Origin of the sequence: Streptococcus sp. 2020WUSS084 (assembly GCF_044427445.1) — a bacterium.
GTDB lineage: Bacteria > Bacillota > Bacilli > Lactobacillales > Streptococcaceae > Streptococcus > Streptococcus suis.
In genome coordinates this window covers 131,338-149,930 of record NZ_JAOTGC010000003.1, presented here as the reverse complement: position 1 = coordinate 149,930, position 18,593 = coordinate 131,338, and the positions used below count along the sequence as shown (strand labels likewise).

Annotated in this window: 11 protein-coding genes; all 11 read right to left on the bottom strand. The window is 44.1% G+C overall.

The window, feature by feature from the left end; genetic code table 11:
• Window positions 1–115: 115 nt before the first annotated feature.
• Window positions 116–6,421, bottom strand: a complete 6,306-nt coding sequence (locus ODU50_RS03055; protein WP_398581307.1) for a pullulanase — start codon at window positions 6,419–6,421, stop codon at window positions 116–118.
• Between the two features lie 181 nt (window positions 6,422–6,602).
• Window positions 6,603–7,544: a LacI family DNA-binding transcriptional regulator gene (locus ODU50_RS03050; RefSeq protein ID WP_014638775.1), complete on the bottom strand. Its 942-nt coding sequence runs from the start codon at window positions 7,542–7,544 to the stop codon at window positions 6,603–6,605.
• Window positions 7,545–7,908: 364 nt separating this feature from the next.
• Window positions 7,909–8,655 (bottom strand): amino acid ABC transporter ATP-binding protein, encoded by a 747-nt coding sequence (locus ODU50_RS03045; RefSeq protein WP_024381211.1) that lies wholly within the window; start codon window positions 8,653–8,655, stop codon window positions 7,909–7,911.
• A 9-nt stretch (window positions 8,656–8,664) separates the two neighbouring features.
• A complete protein-coding gene (locus ODU50_RS03040; RefSeq protein ID WP_002938543.1) occupies window positions 8,665–9,324 on the bottom strand; it encodes an amino acid ABC transporter permease in 660 nt (219 codons plus the stop codon).
• A 12-nt stretch (window positions 9,325–9,336) separates the two neighbouring features.
• Entirely contained in the window at window positions 9,337–10,125 is a 789-nt protein-coding gene (locus ODU50_RS03035; RefSeq protein WP_023371758.1) for an amino acid ABC transporter substrate-binding protein, read from the bottom strand.
• Between the two features lie 357 nt (window positions 10,126–10,482).
• A complete protein-coding gene (locus ODU50_RS03030; RefSeq protein ID WP_002938557.1) occupies window positions 10,483–11,091 on the bottom strand; it encodes a CHAP domain-containing protein in 609 nt (202 codons plus the stop codon).
• Window positions 11,092–11,362: 271 nt separating this feature from the next.
• A complete protein-coding gene (gene leuS, locus ODU50_RS03025; protein WP_398581306.1) occupies window positions 11,363–13,864 on the bottom strand; it encodes a leucine--tRNA ligase in 2,502 nt (833 codons plus the stop codon).
• Between the two features lie 102 nt (window positions 13,865–13,966).
• A complete protein-coding gene (locus ODU50_RS03020; protein WP_398581305.1) occupies window positions 13,967–15,859 on the bottom strand; it encodes a M13 family metallopeptidase in 1,893 nt (630 codons plus the stop codon).
• Between the two features lie 55 nt (window positions 15,860–15,914).
• Window positions 15,915–16,754 carry a metal ABC transporter permease gene (locus ODU50_RS03015; protein WP_024381220.1) on the bottom strand — a complete coding sequence of 280 codons (840 nt, stop codon included), beginning with the start codon at window positions 16,752–16,754 and terminating at the stop codon, window positions 15,915–15,917.
• Complete coding sequence (locus ODU50_RS03010; protein ID WP_398581304.1) at window positions 16,747–17,607, bottom strand: metal ABC transporter permease; 861 nt, start codon at window positions 17,605–17,607, stop codon at window positions 16,747–16,749. The genes ODU50_RS03015 and ODU50_RS03010 overlap by 8 nt, the downstream gene beginning before the upstream one ends.
• The gene (locus ODU50_RS03005; RefSeq protein WP_398581303.1) at window positions 17,600–18,370 is read right to left on the bottom strand and encodes a metal ABC transporter ATP-binding protein; all 771 of its coding nucleotides are present in this window, start codon (window positions 18,368–18,370) and stop codon (window positions 17,600–17,602) included. Before ODU50_RS03005 ends, ODU50_RS03010 begins: the two co-directional genes overlap by 8 nt.
• Window positions 18,371–18,593: the final 223 nt, after the last annotated feature.

Below are 18,593 nucleotides of genomic sequence, written 5' to 3'. Positions count from 1 at the left end.
AGAAGAGGTTGGTTTGAAACCAACCTCTTCTAGAGGGAAGTGATACTCTCAACTCTTGTATTTATAAGACATTCACAAGATTTTGAGCAATGCTCCTCTGGAGAGCCAAATATTATTACTCTTCTGATTTTTTAGTTCTTCCTTGCGCAGCAACTGTCAAACCAAGTCCAGCAAGTCCGAGACCTAGAAGTGCCAAATCGCTTTGTCGGTCACCCGTAATCGGCAGACTCGCCTTGCTTGCATCACTTGTCGCTTGTCCAGATGCTTGAGCAGTAGTAGAAAGACTCGGTTTTTCAGCCTCTTTCTTAGCCTCCATACTGCCTTTCACAACAATACGTGTTTCGCTATCAACAACTATTTCTGATAACAAATTAGTAGCAACTACCTTACCATCAATCAAGACATCCTGATAAACTAGAACTTTCTTACCAGTTTTGCCTTCTTGAAGGACATAAGATTGATCGGTAGAGAGACTTGCATCATAGCGAATTTCCTCTACAATAGGAAGAATTTTTTCCTCTGTACGTTCCTTGGTAGTAAAGTCTAGACTTGGTTTTTCTTCAGCAGTAGGCGCTGTATCTGGAACTGCCATAGTGATGTAAGGCAAGCGAATCACTGTCGCAGTCAATGGCGCAAGCACAACTGCATCATCTGTCAATGTCACACCTACCAAATCAGTCAGCGCTGCTATTCCAGCCCGCTTACCATCGACCAGCACTTGACCCTTAAGCAATTCTTTGTAAATATCAGAAAGAACAAAGCTGCGCTCCTTACTGTCGGCGTTGACAAAAACAGCATAGCGGTCCCCATTGCTTGCAATGGTTTGATAGGCAATGACTACATCATTTTTGGCAATGCCATTTTGACCTGGAATTGAAATCAAGCTAACCTTCTGTTCAACTTCTTCTTTTGTTCCCAAACGGAAGGCATCTGTAGATTTGCGCAAGGCAATCAATCCTTTTGTAAAGGCCTGAGTACGGGTATTCTCTGGATAGAGCGCCTCATCTGTCGCTTTGGTCCAGTCAAACTTGTTGACCGCATCCGATGAATCGTAAGAATCATGGATGTAGTATGGATAGTCAAATGGCGTTCCATCTGCATTGGTCAACAAATGCGCCTTGTTCGGTACCTTGTCCTCTGAAACTGGCTCCTTGTAATCAGGATGGCGGAACTGTTTGGTCCGTCCATACTCCTGACCGGAATGGATAAACGGTGTCCCTTGAGCAGTCAAGACTAGCAAATTACCCAAGCGTTGATGTTGGTGAATTTCAGTATAGTTTTCAGCAACTGACGGATCCTTCTTGATGGACTGAGCAATGATATCAAAGAGGGTCAAGTTATCATGCGCAGCAATATATTGGATCACATCACCTGGATCATCAGCCAAGAAGTTGCCTGGTTGTGCCTTGATGTTATTGAAGACAGATTCTACACTCTTAGCACCGCCTGTGATAAAGGCTGGCTGACCTTCGTTTGGATAACCAGATTTAAGTGTATTGCGAATCTCATCTGAGAATACCGCAACCGTATCTGTTGAACTCATCCAGTCTTGGTCCGCTGGCTGAACAGGCTGATTGGCATCACCTGTAAAGGTTCTCCAACCTTCACCAAGCATAATGATGTTTGGATTGAGTTTTTGAGCCTCAGTAAAGGCCAGCTCAATTGCTTCGGCATCATGGTCCCCCATCATATCGAAGCGGAAACCATCTACCTTAAACTCATCCACAAGATACTTGATGGAATCAACTAAGACACGGCGACTCATGTAGTGAGTGGTTCCCAGACGACCACCACCAAAGCTTGATTTAGCCGTACCATCAGCCTCCATGAAGTGATAATAGTTTGGCTCTAAGTCTTCAAATAAGAAAGTCTTAGAAGTGTGGTTATAGACCACATCCAAAATCACACCCATGCCTTGTTTGTGGATTTCATTGACCAGGTTTTTGAATTCCTCGATGCGTTTCATTGGATCTGTCGGATCTGTAGAATACATACCTGTAAAGGCAAAGTAGCTCTGTGGATCATAACCCCAGTTATAGTTACTGTTGCTTGATGCGTACTCGCTCATCCGCTCTGCATTTCTCAATTCATTGACAAAATAGTAGCTCATAACTGGTAGCAGTTGAATATGGGTCACACCCAAGTCTTTGAGGTAGCTGAGTCGCTCTGCAAAGGCCGCAAAGGTGCCAAACTGAGCTGTCAATTCATCAGAAATAGCAGGATCGGATGTGAAGTCACGGACATGAGCCTCATAGATAATAGCATCTTCACGCTGATTGAAGTTAGGAATTGTGGCATAGTTCAAATCACTTGGACCAACTTCTGCTGGGTCCACAATCGCAGCTTTTGCAATCCGATAAGATGGATCTGTATCTGCCAAATCACTATTCCACTCCGCTAAAGATTTAGCATATGGGTCTAAAACAAGAACAGATTGACCCCCGCGAGTGATTTCATAATGGTAGTAGTAACCACGATAGTCCGCGATACCAAGACCTGATTGACTGTTCAATTCGAGGTCCCATTGTCCCTTATCGCCCTTGGTCATGGCTAATTTACCGACCACCTTAGACTGGTCATCCTTATCATAAAGAACAACCGCTACACTGTCTGCACTTGGAGACCATAGGGTCATATCAACGACACTACCAGCCTGACGCACACGCGCACCAAGCTCTCCATCATAAGCATAGAGCTCATCCTTCAACTGCCAGCTCATAGTTGTTGTGAAGCTATCATTGCCATATTTGAGGGTATAGCCCGCATTTTCTTGGTTGAAATCCCCGAGGACTCGCACCTTGTTGCTGGTAAGGTCCAAGACAAGGTCCGTCACTGCAACTGTCTGACCATTCTTATCTGTTACAGATAATTTCTCCAAGATGCTATCCTTATCCGCACCTTCCAATGTTGTAAAGGCTGCTTCTAAAGCTGTTAGGCTAACATGAGAAACGCCTGTCACACGGACATTATTGACAAAATAAGGGTTGGTGTAAATAGTCGCATCATCATCCTTGAGGAAGATTTGTGTCTGATTTTTCAAATCTTTAAAGCTATAATCTTTCTGCTGAATCTTCACATCGTCTCCTGACTTGCTTTCATCCAATAGCAAGAAGCCAATGGAACTTGGTAAATCTGTCAATTTGACATCAATATAGGCACCGTACTTGCCTTGGTTTTCAAAATCAATACCATTTGGCCAGTCACCCAAGGTAAGGTCAGTCACATCACCCCAGATCCAGAGACCTTTTTGGTCATAATTGCCATCGGTACGGAAGTAATTGATACGGATGTAGCCTTCTTTAAGTGGTTGATAGAGGCTGAGTTGATAGTTTTCATCAAACCAAGCTTCATTCATCTTGGTGCTAATCCGTTCAATGGTCTTGTCACCTGTGATGTTATCACCAGAAGTGTTATTAATCAACAAACTAATCTTGCTAGCTGTTTCATCTTTCATCTTGATGTCCAGATAATAGCCATAGTCATCCTGCTTAGCAGTGCTGAAATTGGTTGCACCTGTTGGCCAAGCACCAAGATCTGACGATGGTTTTTCGACATCATCCCATGTCCATAAACCTAGGCTAGATACATTATCAGATGGTAGAGTTTTAAAGTGAACACGGAAGTAGCCTGCTTCAATTGGTTCTTCAGTCGCTCCTTGCACACTTGCATTGACGATGTCACCTGCTTCTGTCTGAAGGAGCATGGTGCCACCTTGACCGATTGTTGGAAGTTCGACTTGAACAACCCATTTACCATCTTTCTCGATAGCTTGATAAGATTTTCCTGTGTAGGCATCTGTGACCACTACATCCTTACCGGATACTTCAAGCGCCATTTCCTTGTTCTCGGTATTGGTTGAGAAGACAAGATAAGCAGCTTGATCTTGATAACTGCGTTTGCTGATAAGCCAACCTTGGCTATCATTTCCAGCAAGTGTGCTTGTATCACCACGTGAGAGCAATGTTGAATTGGCATTACGGAAAGCCAACAATTTCTGATAGTGGTCTGTGATGTCGCTAGTCTCTACCTTGCTCCAATCGAAATCGTACCGGTTGTCATAAACTGGCCAGTTGTTTTGTCCAGATTGACCCAATTCTTCGCCGTAGTAGATGACTGGCTGACCTTTAGCAGTAATCAAAAGACTAGCAGCCAATTTCAGTTTGTCCAGATTTCCTTCTTTTTCTGTGCCACCGAGACTGTAGAGGAAACCATCTTCGTCATGACTACCCAAGAATTGACCCAGAGAAGCTGCACTAGTCAGAACCTTGCTACGTTCTTCCAGCTCTTTTCCAGCTGCTTTTAGTTGACCATTGACCAGATATTTGGCAATATCCTTGAAGCCAAAGTCCAACAAACTATCCATAGTACCGACTCCCAAGTCACCCTTGGTATCTTTATAGTTAGCTCCCCAAGTTTCCCCAATCAAGTGGAAGTCAGGATCTCTATCTACCAATTCATTTTTGAAATGTTGCCATGTGGTATCATCAACGTGTTTGACGGTATCAACACGGAAACCATAGATTGAGTTACCTTTAGCAGTTGTTGAGCGTTCCAACCAAGATGCCTGCCAAGCAACCAACTGATTGCGAACAGTTGCTTCTTCTGTCTTGAAGTCCGGCAGTCCTGCAAGCGAACCGAGCTGATCATCTCCCTGCTTGTCTTCTTCCTTAGTCCGTACCATACCTGTAAAGGTTTCTTCTGTACCATAGCCAGCATGGTTCAGCACCACGTCAACAACAATGTTTATTCCTTTTTCCGCCGCGGCATCAATCAATTCATGGAAATCAGCTAAACTTCCCAAATGCGGATTGAGTTTCTCAAAATTGGATGCCCAATAACCATGATAAGCATAGTACTCTCCATCTTTTACACTACCAACATTCTGTGGAATATTTTCCACAATCGGAGTCAACCAGATAGAGTCCACACCCAGTTCTTTCAAGTAGTCCAGCTTGGCTGTCACTCCTTTGAAGTCACCGCCCTGGTAAAGACCGCGTGGGTTGGTGACCGTTCCTTCCACCAGCTTATCATTGCTGGTGTCTCCATTATAGAAACGGTCTGTCATCATGAAGTAGATGACTTGCTCGTCCCAGTCTTTTTCACCATCTGCCTTGATACGCTCTGTAATGGTCACATCCAATTTTGTTTCGTAGTAACCGTTGTCCTTGTCATAGACCTTTACAGGAAGACTATATGTCCCTGGCGCTGTGCTAGACGTCGCTTTAATGGTCACACGATTGAGCTCAGTAGAGATTGGCACAAGACCTCCGCCGATGGCACTTGTATCGACTTCCATTTTGACTATTTCAGCATTTTCAGGGTTGGTGACAGTTACAGATACCAAGCCACTTTCATTGTAGTTGAATGGTGCTTTTATACTTGCTTCAATGGTTACATTTTTTGTTCCCGGAGTAGCTTTGCTTGTATCTAATTCTACTTTTTCTTCGATAAAGTATGGATTGGTATAGACTTTGTCGTCGTCATTGCGAAGGAAAATTTGGCTATGCCGTTTACGATCTGCAAAAGCTAAATCAATGGTTTTATTGCCTGCCAAATCTGGATTATTCTGATTGATTAGTAGAAATCCAAGCTTAGAATCTAAACCATTCGATAGAGGAATGTCAACATAAGCACCGTATTTCCCAACTTTAAAATCAACGGCACCTGCTGGCCAGCCGCTACTTGCTTCAGTCGTATCTCCCCAAGTCCATACGCCCCAACCATCATAATTGTTGTCTTCACGTGTGTAATTGATGCGGAGAACATTATCATCTTTGAGTGGCTCATAGCTAGAAACAGTATAATCGCTAGCAATCCAAGCCTCATTTTGTTCCGGAACAAGAAGCTCCACTTTTTGGTCCGATTCTGTTATTTTTTCCCCATTCTTGAGAACCAGATAACCAATCGTTCCTGGTGTCTCAGATTTTTTAATATCAACGTAATGGCCGTAGTCATCTACCTGACTGCTTGAAAAGTTCGCTGTATCCGTTGGCCATTGATTCCCATCGGACGGCTCTGCCACTCCTCCCCAAGTCCAAAGTCCTTGACTTTCTGGTGCTGTTTCATCTACATTTTCAAAGTGCAGACGAATGCTGCCTTCTTCGATAGGAGCTTCCTCTGAAGCAGTTGCATCGGCTGTTTCTGTTACCGCTGTCGCTTCAGCTACCATAGAATCTGTAGCTTCTATCGCAGTTGTGGTCGCTTCTACCGCGCCGCCATCCTGTTCCGAAAGAGTCGTTGAACTAGTTGACGCAGGGAGGACAACTTCCTCTGCCTGCACTAGTTGACCAGCTCCACTTAAAAACAGAGCAGCCGCAATCCCAACAGAGGCTACACCTACATTTAGTTTACGAATGCCAAAAATCTGTTTCTTCTCTAGCATCCCTGTTCGTTTCATATTCTGAACGGATTTCTTTTTCATAGACTCCTCCATATAAATAAGTTTGAATTGTACACTACCAGTATATACAATTCCAAGGAGTCTTTGCAAACGTTTTCTTAAATGTTAGCGGTAACAAGTTTTGAGCTACTATCTAACAAAAATAGAATAAATAGCTCCCCCTTCTTTTGCTCCTAGACCGCCCACTGACCAAAAAAAGAGACTACTGAGGTGTAGTCTCTCTTTCAATTAACGTCGCCTGGCAGTAATGCCCCTGTCTAGCCAGAGGCTTACCATCCAATATCGTCATTAAATGTTTGACGCTAAGAGCCCCCATTTGACGAATCGGCTGCTTCATCGTCGTCAAGGCTGGTCTGGACATCCGATCTAAAAAGAAGCCGTCAAAACCAATCACCCCAACGTCATTCGGAATAGACTTTCCTAGAGCTTGTAAACCTCTTGTAACCCCAAGAGCGAGACGATCCGATGCACAGATAAAACAGGTGTTTTCTGGTAAATAATCAAGATTTTTCACAAACTCTTCCGCAACACGAGAACGATTTTCCAATCGATAGAGATGAGTTTCTCGGCCCTGCATCGCATCTTTGTAGCCTTCTTCTCTCCCTTTTTCAAAGGCTTCTGGCAAGTCAATCCCTACAAAAACAATCCTCTCATAACCTTTTGATAAAGCAAACTGGGTTGCGGACCTAGTCGCCAAACGATTGTCTGAATCTACAAAAGGAAGGCCTTCTTGATTCTCCCCGAATAAAATCAATGGCTTCCGCAGCCCTTTCAACCAGGGGTAGTCATTCTTTCGAGCACCAGTCACAATGTAACCATCACATTGATCAGTAATCTGACTTGGATTGGTCACCAACTGCAAGGTATAATTTCGATGATTGAGCTCATCAGCGATTCCTGCAAGAAGGTCGATATAGTACGGCTCTACCACATCCATCTTTTCGAGAATGACAGCCTGAACAATCAGTGTCCGTTGCTGAGCCAAGGCCTTGGCTGCCACATTTGGCTTATAGTTTAATTCTTCCATCGCAGCTGTTACGAGCGTCCGCAGCTCTTGTGTAACTTGTTCTGGATGGTTGATGACACGCGAAACAGTCATCTTTGATACATTGGCTAACCTAGCCACATCGGCTAATGTCGTCATAGAACTCCTCCCTAATTCTATTTCTGTTGCTTATCTTTTAGCAAGCAAACAGTCAAAATTGTGCAAACGTTTTCTTTAGGTTATTATATACTATTTATTACTAAAAAGTAAAGACCTTTCGAATACATTTATCGTCATTTAGTTTTCCTCCGATTACTTCCTTAGCTCCCTTGCCTAACTTCATCTATGCCTGCGGCTCATCGCCTCGTGCTAAAAGTACTATATAAGAATACCCATTCCCTCTAAACAAAAAATACTCCAACCGCTAGACCAATCAATGTCTAACAATTGAAGTATCTTTGTCAAATTCTGTCCATTTTCTGTACGATTATGGAAATGAATAAGATAAATTAATTTGCTTAGCTTACTCAACATCTACCTTTTGAATGCGAGCTAAGAATTGCTTAGTACGTTCTTCTTTTGGCTGGTCAAAAATGTCTTCTGGTCGACCTTCTTCGATAATCCGACCACCATCCATAAATATGACTCGATCAGCTACCGCACGCGCAAAGCCCATTTCATGAGTCACAACCACCATGGTCATACCTTCTTTTGCCAACTGCATCATGACAGCCAAGACCTCACCGATTAACTCAGGATCCAAGGCCGAGGTTGGTTCATCAAAATAGATGACCTCTGGATTGGTCGCAATGGCTCTGGCAATGCCGACCCGTTGCTGCTGACCACCGGACAGCTGACTTGGATAGAAACCATATTTATCAGATAGTCCCACCTTGTCCAAGGCTGCTTTACCGATTCTTTCAGCCTCTTGTTTGGGTACTTTCCGAGCCACAATCAGACCTTCCGTCACATTTTGTAAGGCAGTCTTGTTGGCAAAGAGATTATAGTTTTGAAAAACGAAGGCTGTGCGCTTGCGAATGCCTGCAATGTCCTTCTTGGTCATCTGAGCCAAGTCATAGCTGTCCTCACCGAAGACTAAGTGACCCGCGTCAGCTTTTTCCAAAAAGTTTAAAGAACGAAGAAGAGTCGTTTTTCCTGATCCAGACGGACCTAAAATGACGACCACCTCACCTGGATTGACCTCTACATCAATTCCTTTTAACACCTGCTGACCACCGAAGGTCAGCTTTACTCCACTTGCTTGAATCATCTGAACCTCCTAGTAAACGGCTAATTTCTTCTCACCATAGGCTTGAAGCTTGGTCAAAATGGTTGAAAAGAGTAGATACACAAGGGCCACCTCACAATAGAGGGCAAACGGTTCGTAGGTCCTTGCTGCAATCTGCTGAGTTGCCATAAACATCTCCAAGACGGTAATATTGGCAGCCAGCGATGTATCCTTGACCAATCCAATCAAGGTATTGGACAAGGGCGGGAAGGCCACTCGAAAGGCCTGTGGGAGAATAATCCGACGCATGGTCTGGGCAAAACTCATCCCGACAGAATAGCCAGCCTCCAACTGCCCCTTAGGCACGGACTCGATAGATGCCCGAATGGTTTCCGCAGCGTAGGCACCTGTATTGACAGAAAAAACCAAAACCGCCGACGGAAAGGCATCCAAGACAATTCCTAGACTTGGTAGCCCAAAGAATATCACATAGAGTTGAACCAAGAGTGGTGTCCCTCGAACAACCCAAATATAGAAACGAGCCACTTGTTTGAGAATGGGAATCTGAGCAATTTGCACCAAGGCCGTCCCAATAGCAATTAACAAGCCAAAGGTAAAAGACAGGATTGTCAGTGGGATAGTCACCAACAATCCTGGAACAAGTATTTGTGAAAATGAATCAAGCAATAGTTGCCATACTCTTTCTGTCATTGTTTCTCCTGATTACTTAGCTTTTGATACGTCTTCACCAAAGTATTTGTTTGAAATTTCAGCTAATTTTCCTTCACTAGCCAATTCTGCCAAGGCTGCATCAATCTCTTTCACAAGATCTTCATTTCCTTTTGCAACTGGGAAGGCTGTTGTCGATACGTCATCCGTCAAGGTCACAACCTTAATCGGTGCATCAGCATGTTGTTTCACATAATCCAAGTACACCAAGTTGTCATTGATGGTAGCATCCACACGCCCTGTGTTCAACAATTCAACTGCCTGAGAGAATCCATCCACACCGACAACTTCTGCACCATTTTCACGCGCCAAATCTGCCCAGTTACTTGTCAAGCTGTTGGCTGATTTTTTACCAGATAAATCTGCAAAGCTTGTAATGTCAGTATTATCCTTCTGTGTTACCAAGGCTCCATAGATGTATGTATATGGTGTTGAAAAATCGTATTTTGCCTTACGCTCATCTGTAATACCGACTTGGTTAGCGATGGTATCAAAACGGGCCGCATCCAAACCTGCAATCATGGAATCCCATTCTGTTTCAACAAATTCCACCTTAACACCCAATTTCTCAGCAACGGCTTCGGCTACTTCTACATCATAACCGACCAATTTTCCGCTCTCATCGTGGTAAGAGTAAGGAGCATAGGCACCTTCAGTACCGATTTGAATAACGCCTTCTTCCTTAATTTGTGCCAAGAGGGTTTGGTCTGTACTATTCGATGTACCTGCAGATGAATTGCAGGCTGCTAACACGATACCCGCAAACAATAAACTTGTAAACATAGCTATTTTCTTCATAATTAAAACACACTTTCTTTTTCAGATTTTACAATAGTATCATGAATAACAATTTCCAGCCAATATATTTTTTCTATCAGGGACATTAAAAATTTTAATCAAGTATCGGAGCATAAAAAAAGACCTACTCGGTCTCAGAACGTAGACAAACTCCTAACAATATAAAAAATTGAAGAAGTTTGCGAAAGATAGCAAGTCATTAAACTTTTAGAAACATTGATATTTTTGTATTTCTGAGAGTTTTTTTTATTTTTAACATAAAGAAAAAAGATTGAAGAAAATTGTCCAAAATGGACTTTTTCTTCAATCTGATACTTACTCGGTTTTTATATCTCATATTAATTATACTCCAGCTGGTGGGTAAATATAGCTGACTGTTCCTTCGCTAGTCGTTGTTGGATCAAAGAAACCTCGAACATTACTTGGGTAGTATACTCCACCATAGTTTGATTCCTTAACTTGAATGTGACCGTTAGCTGCCACATCTGTTACATAGGCAACATGACCGTAGCCTCCATCTGTCCATACAGCAATAGCGCCAACTTTTGGAGTAGTTCCCACTTCATATCCAAGCGCTGCCGCACTAGCTGCCCAATCTCCACCATTACCCCAATAGTTTCCAACCCAAGGAGCCATTTCTTTGGCACCCCAAGTACACTGACCCGCTGGATAGGTATTAGCCGTATATTCCACAGCAACCTCTGACACCATATTGGTAGCCAAAGCAGCCTTTGCAGCGGCAGCAGCTTTCTCAGCCACAATTTTTTCTGCAGCAGCTTTGGCTGCTATTTTTGCAGCTTCAACCTTTTTTGTTAACGCTGATACTGTCGGACTATCGCTTATAACTGTGTCATCTGCACTGACATTCACCATTCCCAACCATAAAAGATTTCCTATGAGGGCTGTAAACAGTCCCAATTTGAATTGTTTTTTTATCATTTGATAACTCATAATATTTGATTCCTTCGTGTTTTTCTGCCCTATCTATCCTAAGGGATAATCCTTGCAGAGAGCTTAAAGAAATGTAACAAATATTACAGATAACTTGCAATATCTTAACAATCACAGTGTCCGGACTTTTTGTCAAAAAAACGACCTCTAATACGGAAGTCGTTTTCTTATTATTTACATTTATTTCACAACAATATTAACTAGTTTAGTTGGCTCCAACAGTTCAGTGAACTGTTGGAGGTTGGAAATAGACAAACAAACGAGGCAATCGTTATTTGGTAACGATATTGACAAGTTTGTTTGGAACAACAATCACCTTCACCACTGTTTGCCCAGCGATTTCAGCTTGGACTTTTTCGTCCGCAAGGGCAACTTTTTCAAGTTCAGCTGGTGCTAGGTCTTTGGCTACAGTCAAGCGAGCTTTTACTTTGCCTTTGATTTGGACAACGATTTCCACTTCGCTTTCTACCAGCTTACTTTCGTCATATGTTGGCCATGCGACGTAGCTGATTGACTGGCCAGTGTTTGTCAGACCCTGCCAGAGTTCTTCTGCCAAGTGTGGTGCAAATGGGGCGATCAATTGGACAAAGCCTTTGGCGTATTCGACATAGAGCTTTTCTTCCTTGTTGGCTGCGTTGACAAAAATCATGAGCTGGGCGATAGCCGTGTTGAATTTCAGGTCTTCGATATGCTCTGTCACCGTCTTCACAGTTTCATTGTAAACTTTATCAAGCGCTCCGCTATTTTCCACCACAAGCTCCTTGGTCGTCAAGAGGCGATAAACACGGTCAAGGAACTTACGGCTGCCCTCGAGACCTTCTTCTGACCAGGCAATCGAAGCGTCAAGTGGGCCCATGAACATTTCATAAACGCGGAGGGTGTCCGCACCGAATTGCTCGACCACATCATCTGGGTTAACCACGTTTTTAAGAGACTTAGACATCTTAGCAGGTGCCTGCTCCAACTCCTCACCAGTCTCGATGTGGAAGAAGGAACCGTCGCGTTTTTCAACTTTATCGGTCGCTACAAGGGCACCACGGCTGTCACGGTAGCTAGTCCCCAAAATCATACCTTGGTTAAAGAGTTTTTGGAAAGGCTCTTTGGTTGGCACAACGCCAAGGTCATAGAGGAACTTGTGCCAGAAGCGAGCATAAAGTAAGTGAAGGACCGCGTGCTCAGCACCACCGATGTAGATGTCCACTGGCAACCAAGCTTTGAGAAGCTCTTCGTCTGCCAATTTCTCATCGTTGTGCGGATCGATATAGCGGAGGTAGTACCAGCTCGAACCCGCCCATTGTGGCATGGTGTTGGTCTCACGGCGACCTTTGACGCCGTCTTCACGCACCACTTCCAACCAGTCTGTCAAGTTAGCAAGAGGGGACTCCCCTGTACCTGACGGCTTGATGTCTGAGGTTTTTGGCAATACCAGAGGTAACTCATTTTCTGGGACTGCTGTGGAAGTACCATCTTCCCAGTGGATGATTGGAATCGGCTCACCCCAATAACGTTGACGGCTGAAGAGCCAGTCACGGAGACGATAGGAAATTTTCTCCTGACCAAGACCATTTTCTTCCAACCAAGCTACCATTTTAGCGATAGCTTCTTCCTTATTCAGACCGTCTAAGAAGTCTGAGTTGATGTGGGCACCATCTTCTGTGTAAGGTGCTTCTTCTACATTGCCACCTTCCAGAACTGGAATGATGTCCAAACCAAACTGTTTGGCAAATTCCCAGTCACGCTCATCGTGGGCAGGAACAGCCATGATAGCACCTGTTCCGTAGCTTGCCAGCACATAGTCCGCAATCCAGATTGGAATTTCACGACCATTGACTGGGTTAATGGCGTAGGCACCAGTCCAAACACCTGTCTTGTCTTTGGCAAGGTCCGTACGAGCCAAGTCTGATTTGAGAGAGGCTTGGCGTTTGTATTCTGCCACAGCTTCTGCCTGCTCTGATGAGGTAATGCTATCCACCAAGTCGTGCTCAGGAGCAAGGACTGCGTAGGTCGCACCAAAAAGAGTATCTGGACGGGTAGTAAAAACTGTGAAGTCCTTGTCTGTGTCCTTAATCTTGAAAGTCACATTGGCACCAGTTGACTTACCAATCCAGTTGCGTTGCATGTCCTTGATTGACTCTGGCCAATCAACTTCTTCTAAGTCGTTAAGCAAACGCTCTGCATAGGCCGTGATTTTCAACATCCATTGACGCATTGGCTTGCGGACAACTGGATAACCACCACGTTCAGACGTTCCGTCAGGAAGGACCTCTTCGTTGGCGATAGCTGTTCCCAATTCCTCTACCCAGTTAACAGGCACTTCTGCCTCATAGGCTAGGCCTTTTTCATACAACTTGGTGAAAATCCACTGGGTCCACTTGTAGTAGTTAGGGTCAGTCGTATTGACCTCGCGGTCCCAGTCGTAAGAAAAGCCAAGGGCATTAATCTGACGCTTGAAGTTGGCAATGTTTTCTGCTGTAAAATCAGCTGGGTCATTGCCCGTGTCCATAGCGTATTGCTCAGCTGGCAGACCAAAGGCATCCCAACCCATTGGGTGAAGAACGTTGTAGCCTTGGGCACGCTTGTAACGGCTGAGAATGTCCGTCGCCGTATAGCCCTCAGGGTGACCAACGTGCAAGCCCGCACCAGACGGATACGGGAACATATCTAGGGCATAAAAGTTTGGCTTGTCCGCATCTGTTCCCGTCTTAAAGGTATGATTTTTTGCCCAAAATTCCTGCCATTTGGGCTCGATTTCCTTGTGATTGTAGAAGCTCATGTCATTTCTCCATGTCAATAAATTATCTTTACTATTATATCACGTTTTGGGGGAATTGGGAAAGACAAAAACAGCCAGTTTTCACTAGCTGTTTTCCCATTTTTACCAAATAATCACACGGTCTTCCTTGGCCCGCCACATGCCGTCGCCTTCTTGAACGCCAAAGGTTTCATGGAATTCATCGAAGTTTGGCAACTGGATGTTGGTGCGTAGGTGACCTGGTGCATGGACATCGACACTAGCTAACATCTGCATGAACTCAGGACGGGCCTTCATTCGCCAGATACGGGCAAAGTTGGTAAAGAATTCCTCAGCGGAGAAGTCTTCTTCTGACTTGGCTGCTTCTAAGGCCGCTGCAATCCCACCAAGGTCGGCAATGTTTTCTGACACAGTCAACTTACCATTGATTTTGGCACCGTAAGAATCCTGACCTTCAAACTGGTCAATGACCTGCTGGGTACGAGATTCAAAAGCTGCATAGTCTTCTTCTGTCCACCAGTTATTGAGACTACCATTCTCATCAAAGGAGGCACCGTTTGAGTCAAAGGCATGGGAAATCTCGTGGGCAATGACAGCACCGATACCGCCGTAGTTAGCTGATGAAGACTGTCCTAGCGAGTAGAATGGCGCCTGCAAAATCGCCGCTGGAAAGACAATCAAGTTCTTCTGTGGGTTATAGTAGGCATTGACCATGTGAGCTGGCATGCCCCATTCCTTAATGTCCACAGGCTTGTTCCACTTGCTCCAACCATGAGCAATGTCAATCTTGTTTAGCTCAATGGCATTTTCCACCAAGGACTTGCTTGTGTCAACAAGCTTCTTATAATAACGCTCTGGCAAGGCTTCTGGGTAGCCAATATAAGGCTTGATAACATTGAGTTTGACAATGGCCTTGTCACGCGTTTCCTGAGCCAACCAGTCTGCCGTTTCCAAACGAGATTTGTAGACCTCAATCATCTTGGCAACTTTTGCTTCCACATCGGCCTTGGCTTCTGGTGAGAATTTTTCTCCTGCATACCAAAGACCGAGGGCTTGGTTAAAGTAGCCTTGTGCCAAGTTGTAGGCTGCTTTTTCTTGGTTTTGCGCCTGCGGTGTACCAGAAAGAGCACGGCTGTAGGCTCCTGCTAGAATACGGATTTCATCCGACAGGAAGGCTGTATAAGCTCCTGCCGCTTTCAAAATCAAGGTCGCCTTCAAAAGCTCCCAATTATCCGCACTGTAAATGTCCTTGGCAGCCTGCCAGAAACGTTCCTCAGGCACAATAATCTTGTCTGGCGTTTGTCCTAAAATCGCTGTAAAGAAATCATCCAAAGGCAATTCTGGTGCCAAGGCTGTAAAATCTGCCCACTCGTACGGATGATAGAGTTTGGCGTACTCAGAACCTTCTTCATTTGACAGAACATACTTGGCAATCGTGGCATCTAGTTCCAAACGCTTGTCCAATAGGTCCTTGATTTCCTCATCACTGAAACCAAACTTAGGTAAGAGGGCTTCTTGGCTCTCACGCCAAGTCTTGAGCAATTTTGCTCCTTTTTCATGACCTTCCTCATAGTAGGTCGTATCTGGCAGGATAATGCCTAGAGAATCTGCCCAGAGGACATTAGTAGTCGCATCCATAAAGTCAGGTGCCACACCGAAAGGCATGAGGTTTGGCTTGCCTGCCAACTCATATTCTGCCAACTTGCTGGTAAATTCTTCGAAAGAGTTGAGAGCCTTGTACTCTGCAATCAAGGCTTGTGCTGGTTCTGCACCCAGACGGTCACGGGTTTCATAGTCGGCTACTTGTTTGTGAAAGGCCACGAAGTTTTGCAAAACGCTATCTTCTGGGACATTTTCCCCAGCCAACCAGCCATTCGTTGTCGCAATCATGAGCTTCTCAATCTCATCCGCCAGGTCCGTGAAACCACCTGTTCTTGGCTTATCATCTGGAATCACGGCTGTTTTTGCCCACTCACCATTGACGTATTCGTAAAAATCATCTTGTAAACGTATCATTGATTTTCTCCTTTGTCTTTCTTAATGACTATAATAACAAAAAATTCTGACAATTTCACTTATCAGATGACCGTGACCAAGTATTTTTTAGAATAATACTCGAACAAACCACAAGAAGGCTGACAACGGCACAGGTCCCTGACATGGTTAAATCCAGTTGATTGGCCACTAAAAAACCTAGCACAACCGTTAAAATAGCGATACCTTGCCCTAAAAGAAGCAATTGCCAAAAGGATTTGACCCAACGTAGGGTAGCCATACTTGGTGCTACCAAGAAAACAATAACAGTCATCGAGCCAATCGCTTCAAAGGCCAGAACAGTGGTTAAGGAAACTAGAATCAAAATAACCATTTCTAAAATCCTTGTTCGTAAGCCAGACAGACGAGCATGGTTGCTATCAAATAGATACACTTGTAAACGATGGTAAGCCCAAGCAAAAAATAGAACAATAACCAACCAAGCCAAACTCGACTTGACCAGACTAACAGGGAGTGACCAGGCTAGAACATCCATACGATGGAGCGGAGCAAAAAGTACTTCCCCCTGCAAAACCAGATCCACATCCAAGTGAACATTGCGAGCAAAAAGAGAAATAAGCAAAACCGCCACCGCAAAAAAGAAAGAAAAAACTAGACCTGTTGCGGCATCATGCGCTATCTTTCGACTATGCAGACGGTCAATGGCAAGAACCGATAATAACCCAAACAGACTAGCACCAACTATTAGCAATGGCGAATCCAAACTATGACTAATAAAAAATCCCAGAACAATCCCAAGCAAGACAGAATGCGATAGCGCATCTGCCAACATCGATTGATTTTTTACAACCAGTATCGAGCCGAGCAAGCCACAAGAACTAGCAATAACCATCAAAATGAGTAATACTTCAAACACGACCATTCTCCTTTCTGACATAGGTAACATACACAAATGCAGTCAAGGTCAGACCTGTCAGACAGACGATAATAGTCGGTCCGGTCGACAAACCAGATACACTGGAGCTAATCCAGGTCCCTACGAAAGCCGACCCAATTGCAACGATTCCTGCCAGTAACAGACTCTTATGATACGATTTTCCCAGCATCAAGCCAAAGACAGCTGGTGCAATCAAAAAACTACTCATCAAAATAGCTCCGACTAACTTTAATCCTACTGCAATTAGGCAAATCATCAAAAACATCGTCAACTGCTGTAAGTACTTTACACGAACACCAATAACCCTTGCAAAAGTTTGATCAAACAGATACAGCTTATAGTCTTGATAAAAGAAAGCAAACAATACCAAAGCCAATAGAGAAATAATTCCGATGAGTATCACATCATCCAGCTGAATAAAGGCTGCCTGTCCAAATAGATAGGTTTGCAATCCAGCTTGGGAAGCCCCTGCAAAGGCTTCATTTCCCTGAATAGCATTTTTCAAGACCATTCCCAAACCAAAGAAAGACGCAGACACCAATGAAAGGGCATTGACTAGGCTGTGACCACCTTTTCGACGCAACCAATGGACAAGTACATAAGAAAGGTAGCCTGACAACACTGCTCCTAACAGCAAGTAGAGAGGATGTCGCGACTGAAAAATCATGAAAGAGACAATCACTCCAGGATAAGAAGCATGCCCAAGAGCATCCCCAAGCAAACTCTGTTTAGTAAGAACAGATATACTTCCGATAGTGCTGGCTGCTACAGCTAGGCTGACGGTCCCTAAAGCAACTGTCCAGAAAGAATACTCTTTGAAAACCTCAAACATGACTGCCTCCTTTGGCATTTCCTAGAAACAACCCATTTCCTATGCCGTAGGTCGCCTGATAGTTCTCACTTGTCAAAGTCTCATCCATCGGACCAGAGTCAATCACATGCTTATGAAGCCAGACAAGGTGATCAAAGTAGGCATCCAGCGTCGTTAAGTCATGATGAATGACAATGGAAGTTTTCCCTTCACATTGGAACTCCTTGAGCATATCCATAATCATGATTTCTGTTGCCTGATCAATCCCTGCTAGAGGCTCATCCATAAGATACAATTCTGCTTCCTGTGCCAGGGCTCTCGCTAAAAATACCCGCTGACGCTGCCCACCTGAAAGCTGATCAATCTGACGATGGCGTAAATCCGCAATTTTTAACCGTTCTAGAGCCTGCTCAACAACCTGTCTATCAGCTTTAGTCGGTCTTCTAAACATCCCCTTACTATGAGCGAAGCGTCCCATCAGAACAATTTCAAAAACTGTTGCAGGAAATTGCCAGTTCACTTGACTGGACTGGGGAATATAGGCTACTTTTTGAGCAATCAACCTCTCTAGACCTGCCTCCTGACCAAGCAAGCGAACCTGTCCTGTGTCAGGTTTTTCCAACCCCAAAATGACCTTGAATAGACTGGACTTTCCGGCACCATTTGGTCCAACAATAGCCGTCCGACTCCCTCTGGGAATCACCAAATTGACATCTTCTAAAGCCATGGTCTGGCTGGCTGTATATGCTAAATTGACATCTTTTAATTCAATGATTGCTGACATATTTCCTCCTATTTTTAAAAACGATATGCCTCATTCATACTCAATGAAAATCAAAACCAGACTAACCTACCAAGCTGAGAAAGTCGATAAGATTAAGATACCGTACCAACAAATTGCTGGCAAACCCTATACATCGCTTATTTCAACACATCAGTACATGAATTTGATTTTCGTAGAGCACCAATGCTTCCTTCAATCGTATGTTTATAAATCTGTTAAAAAT